We start from the raw sequence: 10,831 nt of genomic DNA, 5'->3' as shown, positions 1-10,831 counted from the left end.
GGGGTCAACATTGGACGCCGATCGGGGGGCAACTTTGCGGGCCGTTTGACACTCGACCTGCTCCTGAGTCAGGCCGCGCTCTTTCCGTATGCCATCGGCCGCTCGATCGACGTCAGGCTGACGCTGGCGGCCCTGCGCTCAGCCATCGAAAAGCGAAAACCGCCGCCCGGCTGCGTGCATCACGGCGATCGCGGATCGCAATATGCTGCGAGCCCCTACCGGCAAGCGCTTGCCGAACATGGTCTCGTCGGATCGATGGGGCGCCGCGGCAATCCGTACGATAACGCCAAGGCCGAAAGCTTCATGAAAACGCTCAAAGTCGAGGCGGTTTATCCAATGGCCTACGAGACCTTCGAGGATGGCGCCACCGACCTTCCGCGCTTCATCGATCAGGTCTACAACGCCAGCCGACTGCACTCAGCACTCGGCTATCTCAGCCCGCAGCAGTTCGAGGATCGACACGCCCGGCTTACGGTCAAATCCGCAGCCTGATCCTGTCTACCCGCCGGGGCTCACTCCACCTCATGTCCTATTACGGGCACCGCGAGTTGCAAAAGCGGAACGCCAAGGCGAGATCAGCGGCCTAGCCGGCTGCGCCAGAGAGATGGCGTCCGCCTCGGCCCTTGTCGACGTGAACGCCCGGCCGATACGGCTGGCGGGGAAAACGAGCCTTCGGCGCCGCGTAGGCCATTGCTCAATGAGCCACAGATCACATGACGCCTGTCAAGTTCGTCCCGGCATTCCCGTAGTACGGCGGCATGCCGTCGCTTGAGCCCGCACGAGGGCGGGGCGACAAGGCGTGGGAATGTTATCGCGATCACGACGTGCAATTTCAGATCAAATAAAACTTCTGATTGTATCGGGAGTTGAGTGACATGTTGTTCAACTCTCCTCAGTTCATATTTCTGTTTCTTCCCAGTGCGGTCTTGGGGTTCTTTCTGCTAGGGCGCAGCGGAAAGCCAAGCCTGGCCCTGAGTTGGCTCGTCGCGGCATCCTTGTTCTTCTACAGTCAGGCCAATCCCTGGCTCATCTTCGTGCTTCTGGGCTCGCTGTTTTGGAATTTTGCGGCCGGCCTCGTGCTCGCTCGCAGGAAGTCGCGGCTCCTTCTCGGTCTCGCGATAGCCGGGAACTTAGGCGCGCTGGCCTGGTTCAAATATGCCGGCTTCTTCGTTGGGCTCGTCGATTCGCTGACCGGTGCCGCACCATTCAATCTGGCGAACGTCGCAGTACCGCTCGGCATTTCTTTCTACACCTTCCAGCAGATCTCCTACGTCGTCGACGCATATGACGGGGTCAGTCGTGAAGACAGTCTGATACGGTATTTCGCATTCGCGTCGTTCTTTCCGCAGCTTCTTGCTGGCCCCATCGTTCGCCATAGCGAGATCGTCAGCCAACTGCGCGACCCCGCGACTTACGCCCCGCAGGCTCGCAACATCGCCCTCGGGGTGTCAGCATTCGCCATAGGATTGTTCAAAAAGATTATCATCGCGGACAATCTCGAACCGGCAGCCAATGCCACGTTCGACCTTGCGGTTCATGGAGCGTATCCGCCTATCGATTTTGCGTGGATCGGAGCAACCTCCTACGCCTTGCAACTGTACTTTGACTTTTCGGCCTATTCCGACATGGCGATCGGCCTTGCCCTGATCTTCAATATACGGCTGCCATTCAATTTTTCATCTCCTTACAAGTCTGCAAGCATCATCGAATTTTGGGAGCGTTGGCATATCACGCTGACCCGATTTCTCACGACTTACGTCTACAACCCAATCGCTATGCGCCTCACCAGAGCTCGTATCAGCGCAGGGAAACCAGGGCTGCGCCGATCATCCTTCGAGCTGAGGCCCTTCCTTCACTTGATCGCGACCCCAACGATCCTAACCATGGCCTTGTCCGGTCTCTGGCACGGCGCCGGTCTTCAGTTCGTCGCGTGGGGGCTCCTTCATGGCCTCATGCTCGTGGTAAACCGGGCCTGGAGAAGCGCCACGGCGACGCTGCGGAGCCTGCAAGGGATACGAGTGCCTCGTGCGGTTGGAATTCCGCTGACCTTTTTCTGTGTGACCGTTGCCCTCGTGTTCTTCAGGGCGAACGGCCTCGATCATGCTTTCACCGTCTTAGGTGGCCTGTCCGGCTTGGCGAGCGGCCCTAACCCCGCGGCACTCGATGCGGACGGAGGCCTCAAGCTGCTCGTTCTTGGGCTGTTTATCGTCTGGTTCCTGCCGAACACCCAGCAATGGCTCGGCCTCGTCGAGTGTAAAATGCTCGCAGGATGGACGAGTCTCAGGGCGGCTTTCGATCCGGGAGATCGGAGGCTGCCCAGATTCCTGCACGGCGCTCTTGCTGGGGTGGTCCTGAGCGTCGCGCTGCTGCGCCTTATGGGCGAGGCGCCGGCCGAATTTCTCTACTTTACGTTCTAGGTGCGCACATGAAAGCCTACCTGCTCGGACTGCTCGTCGGCGGCTTCTCAGCCCTGGCTCTCGTTGCGGGCGGGTTCATCGCTGTCATGACCTTCAAACCGCAAAACCTCATAGCGCCTGCCATATCCAGCGTAGAATCGGTCAACGAAAAGTTCCGGTTCATTCGCCTTCATCCTGGTCTGAACCCTGAAGTTGTCTTAGTCGGGTCATCCGTCGCTTGGCGGCATATCGACGGAGCCGCTTTCTCGGCCGGGACTGGCGCAACATTTCTGAACGGGGCCACGGCCCTGCTCGCGGTTCATCAAACGCGGTATCTGACGAAGTTTTATACGGAATTATTCCCGCGCGCCTCCACCTTCGTCATGCTCACCAACCTCACCGATTTCGGCGATTGCAGCCAGAACCGTAATATCTTCAAGCCCGACGACGCTGAGAAGTATGTGCGAGGAGAGTGGCCGGAGGTTTTCTTCTACATGAAATACCTGACGCTCGCTCGATATTACTCCGCATACCGCATTTGGCCGAAAATGACCGTGCCGTTTGCTGGCGACCGCTGGCAAGATGAGTTCGGGTCCAGCCCGCTGCAGGTTGCCGATCGCGGCCTCCGGTATGGTCCGCTGAAGTTCGACCCGACCTGTATCGAGGAACTCAAGCAGTTTTCGGCTGAGCTTCGGGCCGGCGGACGTCAGCTTGCCGTCGTCATCACGCCGGTCCGGCCAGGATATCTTGCAAACTATCCCGATGCCCGCTCGCAGCTCGAGACCATCGTCTGCGAGATCGATCCGCAACTCCATAAAGACGGCAACCTGCTCGTGGACTTGCGTGAGGCCGATGTCCAGGAGTCGGATTACTGGGACGCCTTTCATCTGCAATGGTCGGCAGTTCAGCGGCTCACTGTCGGACTGAGCAAGGAGCTGGCGCCGTTCGTCCGGCGCGGAAACAAGGCGCCCGAGATGCAGATTGCGAGTTGCAGATGCGGGATCAACGAGCCTCGGAGCGGAGATGATGCTTTCCAGCTTCCCCTTGAACAATAGCTGCCTGGCCGACACCGGGCCGGCATCGGATGGGACGCTCACCTCCGTGCTCGCCAGGTCGGCGCAGCTCTTTCCGGATCGACCTGCGGTGTGGGCGCGGGGAGAAACCCGAACTTTCGATGAGTTCTGGGGTGCGGCCGGCACGCTCGCGGCGGCATTGATCGATGCTGGAGTCGAACCGAACGATCGGGTTGCTCTTCTCTGCTCCCGCACCATCACGGCATACACGGCGATCGCGGCTGCCCTGCGTGCGGCCACAACGTATGTTCCACTTAATCCACGTTACCCACTGGAGCGAAACCGAAGCATCCTGACGGCCTCCGGTGCGAGCGCGCTCATCATCGACCGCAAATGTGCCGCGCTGTTCGAGCACCTCCTGGAGGCTCCTCCGCCCAGCTTAAGGGTGGTCCTGGCCCCGGAGCCCGATACACGCCGTCCTGCGGCAAATACGCTGTTTCTCGACTCGAAGGACCTGGATCGGAGCGCAACGAAGCGCGCCCAGTGGCCCTCGCCCGCGGCTGAGGACTTCGCCTACCTTCTGTTCACCTCGGGGTCTACGGGGGCCCCGAAGGGTGTCCCGATTACGCATGGGAACGTCACATCTTACCTTGCCGGGATCTCGAACGTCGCCCCGGTGAGGCCAGAGGATCGTCTCATTCAGCTTGTCGACCTCACATTCGACCTCTCCGCTCACGACATGTTCATGGCCTGGACGAACGGTGCATCGATCGTGAGCGTCCCCGAGAACGCGACTCCGCTGGCTCCTCGGTTCGTTCAGGAGCAACAGGCGACGATGTGGCTATCTGTGCCATCCGCGATCGGCATCGCGCATCAGGCTGGCCTCCTGGGACCTGCCACGCTGCCGAGTCTTCGGTGTTCGCTATTCTGTGGCGAAGCCTTTCCCACTGCGCTGGCTCAAACCTGGGCCCATGCTGCGCCAAACAGCGTGATTCATAATCTCTACGGCCCCACCGAGGCCACGATCGCCATCAGTTACTTCACCTATCAGCCGGGTGATGCCTCAACGGTCCTGCCCATTGGCCAGGCCTTCGAGGGACAGGGGATGGCTCTGTTCGACGAGCTCGGGCAGCCGGTTGCGCCCGGTGCGGTCGGAGAGGTGCATTTGGCTGGATCACAGCTTACCCGCGGGTATTGGCGACAGCCAAAGCTCGACGAGGACAAGTTCCTGACAATCGACGGGACACGCTGGTATCGAACCGGCGATCTCGGACGATGGAGCGAGAGCGATGGCTTCCATTACCTCGGCCGTATTGATCATCAGATCAAGATTCGAGGGTATCGGGTCGAACTCCTTGAGATCGAAGGCGCTCTGCGAACGGCAACCGGGCGCGATCTCGTAGCCGTCATCCCTTGGCCGCAGGCCGTCGACGGAGTGGCCGATGGCGTCGTCGGCTTCATTGTCGGCGAACCACTCGACCCGAGCATCATCCGCAAGCGCCTGGAGACATGCCTCCCCGATTACATGCTGCCCCACTCATTGCTCTTTCTCGAAGCACTTCCGCTGAACTCGAACGGAAAGATCGATGCGCGTGCACTCGCGGAAAGCCCCGCACTCCATGCACTGCAAAGCAGGGGCCGGCATGAACCGACCGACCCGGCATGAGGCGCGCCTGCGTCGCCGGCCGAAGACGCATCTTCACCCTCAAGACATGAGGACCAGTACATGAACGTACTCAGTCGTCTGCAGGAGACCGCAAGGAGCGTATTCGAGAACGAGCACATCGTGCTCGGACGAGAATCAACGGCGGCCGACATCGCGGAGTGGGACTCCGTCTCGCATATCTCCCTGGTGCTGGCTGTTGAAAGCGAGTTCGGCATGCGGTTCGGCACAGCCGAGATCGGATCTCTCGAAAATGTCGGCGACTTTGTCGACCTGATCGAGAGGAGGATGACAAACGCTGCTTGAGCGAGCGGCCATGGCACGATCCCGACGGCTCGGGCAGCGTTTCGCAAGGGGGCGCTGCGCCAGGCCGTGTCGATAGGCTCGGAGGAGTCCGGTGATGCCGATACGATTTTTGGTGCTCGGCGAGGGCTGGCCCGCGAAGAGGTGCGTTCGGACGATCCAGGCCCACGCCGACGGCCACCTCGCAGCGTGGATCAGTCCGAATACTGATAAGCACGAGTCGGAAATCGAACTAAGCGATTTCAATTCAGCTCGTGGCGCGGAGTATGTACGGAAACTGCACGTCGATTGGATTGTCAGCGCGAACAACCTACAAATCGTAGGCGAGGACGTTTTAAGGGAAGTTGACTATAAAGCGATCAACTTTCATCCAGCTCCCCTGCCTGAGTACGCGGGACTCCACTGTCATCAATGGGCTATTCGTAATGGAGAACAACTCTTCGGAGTATCGATCCATATGATAAGCAGTAGTGTCGATTCTGGCGACATTATCGCTGAGCATAATTTCGCGCTGTCAGGGGAGGAGACCGGGCTTAGCTTATTCATCAAATGTATGGGGGAAGGGGCATCGTTGCTTGAGTCAGTGCTTAATAAAATCCTGTCAGGACGCGACCTAGATCGCAGGAAACAGGATTTATCCAAGCGACGAGTTTATCGGCACAGCGACGCCATAACGTCAGAGTTGAATTGGCAAGAACCGGCCGATCGCTTGATCCGGTTCATTAGGGCGTGCAACTACGAGCCATTCGCATCTCCTACCTATAGCGCAAGGCTAAATCTTTCTAATAATGACAACATTACTATATTGTTGGCAATTATTGGAGGATTCACTACGCATGAACCTGGCGATTTTGTAAGAATATCGGAGAGTGGCATTCACTTTGCCGCAGGTGATCGCAGAGAAGTGGTTGTCACGAAAGCCAAACACGCGGGAGTCGATATGTCCGGCCATGCCCTTGCCGCGTTTTTTGGATCGCCGGTCGCGCAGCTTGATGGATCGCAAGGGCGTCGTCCGAGCTCGACCAGGTTGTTTAAGTAGGTGCTCGCCTGGGCATTGTTGGCGGCGGAGCTGAACCACTATCCCGGCCCGATCGATGCACTCCAACTGGCGCGTGAGCTGGAGCTCTCGACCGAGCGCCGCAACGGATTGGAAGCATAAAGGTCGCGCATGTTGGCTGTCGTCGTCAGAGTCTCGAAATTGTGCTGGGGCTGACATTGTAGCTGCGAGCGATCTCGCGAACGGGCTCGCCAGTGGCTTTCCTGGCCAGAGCCTCCTGTCTCTGATGATGGGTCATCCCGAAGGGGCGGCCCAGTTTCACGCCGCGAGCTTTGGCCCGGCTGATCCCCTCGCTTGGACGACTAACCCAAGAAGCTTCAGAGCCTCCGTTCGCGCATTGTCTGGCGTCCAAGGCGATCCGTGACGACCGATTGTGATCCACTTTGGCCGCCCCTTAACGGTGGTTTTCAGGACATAGGACTTGCCCCTCACCTGGCATCTGACGCCAAAGCCCTTGATCTCTGAATCCCAGACATCTTCGCCGGGAGCGAGATCATCGACCACTCGTTTTGTGATCCGGATCGAGCTTCGCTTTGCCACATCAATCTCCTAGCAGCTACGGAGTAGCAACATTCCTATCGGGAACTCGCAAGGGCTGATGGGGCTTTACGCGCAAATATCACTTAAATTCGGGTGTTTCGTGGGGCTCCTGGGGCTCTTCTCTCTTATGTATTATGTTTCGACGGCTGCGTTTTCGTCGAGCGCAAGCCAGCCTGATTTCAGCCGGCCCTGAGGCCTGTCGCCATGGAGAGATGTGCGGTCTCGATCCGGTCGCGGCCATTGCGCTTTGCGGCATAGAGCGCTGCATCCGCCCGGGCATAGAGCGCATCGCCGTCGAGCGGTCCGACGCCGCAGCACAGCCCGATCGACACTGTCGCGCCCTGCAATTGCGCATCGACCGCCCGCCAGGGCGCCTGCGCCAGCGCCTGCCGGATCGCCTCGGCGACGGCCATGGCCTCGCCCGATGTCGCATCCGCAATCAGCACGCCGAATTCCTCGCCGCCCAGCCGCGCGACAATTCGTGCCGTGCCGGTCGGCGGACCATCGATGATCTGCGCCACCAGCCGCAGGCAGGCATCGCCGGCAATATGGCCGAACTGGTCGTTGATCGCCTTGAAATGATCGACGTCGACGATCAGCAGCGCGAGCGATTGCGGGCGCGCCGCCTCGCTGGCGAGGCATTCGATGAAGCGGCGGCGGTTGGCAAGCCCAGTCAGCCCGTCCGTCTGCGCCAGCTTCACCAGCTCGGCATTGGCCTGCCGCAGCGCGTCCTGCGCACTGATCAGTGCGGCCTGCTGGCGCTTCGCCGCCGTCGTATCGGCATGGATGAAGCAGCTCAGGCCCTCGAGCGTGTGCCGGGCGACGACACGCCGCCAGCGCTGGCCCGGCAGTTCGATCTCGAAGGGCGCTCCGTCATAGCGCAGGCCGTTCAGGATGCTGGCGCGCAACCCGGCGACCGTGGAGACGCCTCGCCAGCACTCGCTGACGATCTCGTCGAATCTCAACCCGACGACCATGGTGTCGGCCGGGATGTCGTAGAGCTTCCGGAAGGCGTCGTTGGTGGCGATGATCCGATCATCGCCATCGAGGAGCATGGCGCCATCGGGAATGAACCGCAGCGCCTCGAAGGCCGGCAGCAGCGCCTCGGCGCCTGCTCCCGCGCGGCGCGGCGCCTCGAGCATCTGCCACATCCTGACACGGCCGCCGCAAGGCGCCAGCAGCGAGGTCGCGCGCAAGCGCCGGCCGTTATGAAGGAATTCGAAAGCCTGGGTCTGGTTCTCGTGGCGCGCCACGCCCTCGGCGATGTAGCGCTCGATGTCGTGCATCTCCTCGGGAGCGAGCCGCAGCGTGTAGAAGCGCCGGAGATTCTCGACGTAGGGCTCGCCGGGATAGATCAGCCCGTCATCCTCGGGAAAGAAGTGCAGGAACGTGCGATTCCAGCCGACGGCACGATGCTCCGCATCGTACTCGCAGACGCCGATCGACAGCACATCGAAAGACTCGTGCAGGTAGCGCGAAACGATCATGAGCCACCTTAGGGCGGCAGTGTTTAACGCAGCGTAAGACGGATGCGGTCAGATCAACCGACCTTGCCGTAGCCTGCGAATTTGGCGCCGACACGCTCCATCTCCGCCGCATCGAGGATGACCGGCTCGATCCCCGCCGCCAGGATATCGAGATATTGCCCGGCGAGGTTCTCGACCTCCGCGACGATGGTATGCGCACCGGCGAGTGTCTGGCCGAGCGCGATCACGCCATGGTTGGCGAGCAGCACCGCCTTGCGCCCCTCCAGCGCCTTCACGGCGTTGTCGGCCAGCTCCGACGTGCCGAATGTCGCATACGCGGCACAGCGCACATCGGAGCCGCCGCAGAGCGCGATCATGTAGTGGAAGGCCGGAATGCCGCGCCGGGTGCAGGAGAGCGCCGTGGCCCGCGGCGAATGGGTATGCACGATCGCCTGCGCATCCGGCCGTGCCCGATAGATCGCGACATGGAAGGGCCATTCCGAAGAGGGCTTGCGGCTGCCGCCAAGCACGGTGCCGTCGAGCCCGAGATGGATCAGGTCTTCGGGCTTGGTCTGCGCATAGGGTAGGCCGGACGGCGTGATCAGCAGGCCGTCGCCGAACCGAGCGGAGACATTCCCCGATTTCGACGGGCAGAACCCCGCCCTGTCGATCGCCTGCGCGACCGCGACGATCTCCTGCCGCAGTTCCGTTTCGGTCATGCCGTGCCCCTGTTCGCCAGGTCGGGAAAGAGTTGCGCGAGGCCGTCAGCGCTGGCGGCGCAGACGCCGCGCTCGGTGATCAGCCCGGTGACGAGCCGCGCCGGCGTCACGTCGAAGGCCGGGTTGGCCGCGCCGCTGCCCGGCGCGACGACGCGCACGGAGCGCACCTCGCCGTCATCGGCGAGCCCCGAGAGATGCGTCACCTCGCGCGCGGCGCGCTCCTCGATCGGGATATCCGCGAGCCCGTCGCTTATGCTCCAGTCGATCGTCGGCGAGGGCAGCGCCACATAGAAGGGCACGCCATTGTCATGCGCCGCCAGCGCCTTGAGATAGGTCCCGATCTTGTTGGCGACATCGCCGGTCGCCGTGGTCCGGTCGGTGCCGACAATCGCCATGTCGACCTGCCCGTGCTGCATCAGGTGTCCACCGGCATTGTCCGCGATCACGGTATGCGGCACGCCATGGGAGCCGAGCTCATAGGCCGTCAGCGCCGCGCCCTGGTTGCGGGGCCTGGTCTCGTCGACCCAGATATGGACGGGGATGCCGGCATCGTGAGCGAGATAGATCGGCGCCAGCGCCGTGCCCCAATCCACCGTGGCGAGCCAGCCGGCATTGCAATGGGTGAGGATATTGACCGGCTCTCCGGCCGGCTTGCGCGCCGCGATCTCCGCGATGACAGGCAAGCCATGCTCGCCGATCGACCGGCACAGCGCGACATCCTCGTCGCAGATGGCGGCCGCCTCGGCATAGGCTGCCTCTTCACGCGCTTCCGGAGCGAGCGGGGCAATGGCACCGCGCATCCGTTCGAGCGCCCAGCGCAGGTTAACCGCGGTTGGCCGTGTCGCGCCAAGCAACGCAAGCGCGGCTTCGAGAGCAGGATCCGAGGCATCGGCCCGCATCGCCAGCGCCACGCCATAAGCCGCCGTCGCGCCGATCAGCGGCGCCCCGCGCACGACCATGCTGCGGATCGCGTCCGCCGCCTGCTCGGCCGAACCCAGCGCCACCGTCTCGAAGCGAAAAGGCAGCCGCGTCTGGTCGATCACGACGACGCGCCAGCCATCCTGCGCGCGCCAGATCGTCCGGTAGTGCTGGCCGTTGATCTTCATGGCCGCTCAATGCCCGCCGAACGAGACCAGCGTCCGCACGGGCACGCCGAGCCGGCGGATCTTGTCGGCGCCGCCGAGCTCCGGCAGGTCGACGATGAAGCAGGCCGCCACGACCTCGGCGCCGAGCCCGGCGAGCAGGTTGACCGCCGCCTCTGCGGTGCCCCCGGTCGCGATCAGGTCGTCGACCAGCAGGACACGCTCGCCCGGCTGCACCGCGTCGCGATGGATCTCGATCTCGTCCGTGCCGTATTCGAGCGCATAGGTCGCGCGCAGCGTCTCGAGCGGCAGCTTGCCCTTCTTGCGGACGGGTACGAAGCCGGCCGAGAGCTGATGCGCCACCGCGCCGCCGAGGATGAAGCCGCGCGCCTCGATCCCCGCGATCTTGGCGATCTTCAAGCCCGCGAAGGGCTGGACCAGCTCGTCCACCGCACGGCGGAAGGCCCGTGCGTCGCCGAGCAGCGTGGTGATGTCGCGGAAGACGATCCCAGGCCGGGGATAGTCCGGGATCGCGCGGATGCTGTCGGCGAGGTTCATGGACACCGTCTCTGAGGCCAGGGCGGACGCCTTG

12 protein-coding genes are annotated in these 10,831 nt (G+C 62.1%); 6 read left to right on the top strand and 6 right to left on the bottom strand.

Features of this window, described 5'->3' with window-relative positions; translation table 11 throughout:
* The 6 genes from ACODTJ_RS04005 to ACODTJ_RS03980 all read left to right on the top strand — a co-directional run.
* The coding region (locus tag ACODTJ_RS04005; protein WP_488847618.1) for a transposase at positions 1 to 492 on the top strand (492 nt) is incomplete at its 5' end.
* 383 nt (positions 493 to 875) lie between these two features.
* Positions 876 to 2,417 carry an MBOAT family O-acyltransferase gene (locus ACODTJ_RS04000; RefSeq protein WP_454655929.1) on the top strand — a complete coding sequence of 514 codons (1,542 nt, stop codon included), beginning with the start codon at positions 876 to 878 and terminating at the stop codon, positions 2,415 to 2,417.
* Positions 2,418 to 2,425: 8 nt separating this feature from the next.
* Complete coding sequence (locus ACODTJ_RS03995; RefSeq protein WP_454655928.1) at positions 2,426 to 3,451, top strand: hypothetical protein; 1,026 nt, start codon at positions 2,426 to 2,428, stop codon at positions 3,449 to 3,451.
* Positions 3,420 to 5,075, top strand: a complete 1,656-nt coding sequence (locus ACODTJ_RS03990) for an amino acid adenylation domain-containing protein (protein ID WP_454655927.1) — start codon at positions 3,420 to 3,422, stop codon at positions 5,073 to 5,075. The genes ACODTJ_RS03995 and ACODTJ_RS03990 overlap by 32 nt, the downstream gene beginning before the upstream one ends.
* 60 nt (positions 5,076 to 5,135) lie before the next feature.
* Positions 5,136 to 5,378: an acyl carrier protein gene (locus tag ACODTJ_RS03985; protein ID WP_454655926.1), complete on the top strand. Its 243-nt coding sequence runs from the start codon at positions 5,136 to 5,138 to the stop codon at positions 5,376 to 5,378.
* Between the two features lie 94 nt (positions 5,379 to 5,472).
* The gene (locus tag ACODTJ_RS03980) at positions 5,473 to 6,414 is read left to right on the top strand and encodes a methionyl-tRNA formyltransferase (RefSeq protein WP_488847614.1); all 942 of its coding nucleotides are present in this window, start codon (positions 5,473 to 5,475) and stop codon (positions 6,412 to 6,414) included.
* 145 nt (positions 6,415 to 6,559) lie between these two features.
* On the opposite strand, the gene ACODTJ_RS03975 is transcribed toward ACODTJ_RS03980, so the two are convergent.
* The 6 genes from ACODTJ_RS03975 to ACODTJ_RS03950 form a co-directional block, all read right to left on the bottom strand.
* On the bottom strand, positions 6,560 to 6,694 hold the full coding sequence (locus tag ACODTJ_RS03975; protein ID WP_454655924.1) for a helix-turn-helix domain-containing protein: 135 nt from the start codon (positions 6,692 to 6,694) through the stop codon (positions 6,560 to 6,562).
* The gene (locus tag ACODTJ_RS03970; protein WP_454658957.1) at positions 6,691 to 6,936 is read right to left on the bottom strand and encodes an Arm DNA-binding domain-containing protein; all 246 of its coding nucleotides are present in this window, start codon (positions 6,934 to 6,936) and stop codon (positions 6,691 to 6,693) included. The genes ACODTJ_RS03975 and ACODTJ_RS03970 overlap by 4 nt, the downstream gene beginning before the upstream one ends.
* Positions 6,937 to 7,151: 215 nt before the next feature.
* On the bottom strand, positions 7,152 to 8,459 hold the full coding sequence (locus ACODTJ_RS03965) for a sensor domain-containing diguanylate cyclase (RefSeq protein WP_454655923.1): 1,308 nt from the start codon (positions 8,457 to 8,459) through the stop codon (positions 7,152 to 7,154).
* Positions 8,460 to 8,512: 53 nt separating this feature from the next.
* A complete protein-coding gene (locus ACODTJ_RS03960) occupies positions 8,513 to 9,157 on the bottom strand; it encodes a class II aldolase/adducin family protein (protein WP_454655922.1) in 645 nt (214 codons plus the stop codon).
* A complete protein-coding gene (gene mtnA / locus ACODTJ_RS03955; protein ID WP_454655921.1) occupies positions 9,154 to 10,263 on the bottom strand; it encodes an S-methyl-5-thioribose-1-phosphate isomerase in 1,110 nt (369 codons plus the stop codon). Before mtnA ends, ACODTJ_RS03960 begins: the two co-directional genes overlap by 4 nt.
* Before the next feature lie 6 nt (positions 10,264 to 10,269).
* Complete coding sequence (locus ACODTJ_RS03950; protein ID WP_061970256.1) at positions 10,270 to 10,797, bottom strand: adenine phosphoribosyltransferase; 528 nt, start codon at positions 10,795 to 10,797, stop codon at positions 10,270 to 10,272.
* Positions 10,798 to 10,831: the final 34 nt, after the last annotated feature.

It is taken from the genome of Allobosea sp. FG18, from assembly GCF_057809495.1.
This window is presented reverse-complemented; position numbering and strand designations above follow the sequence as displayed.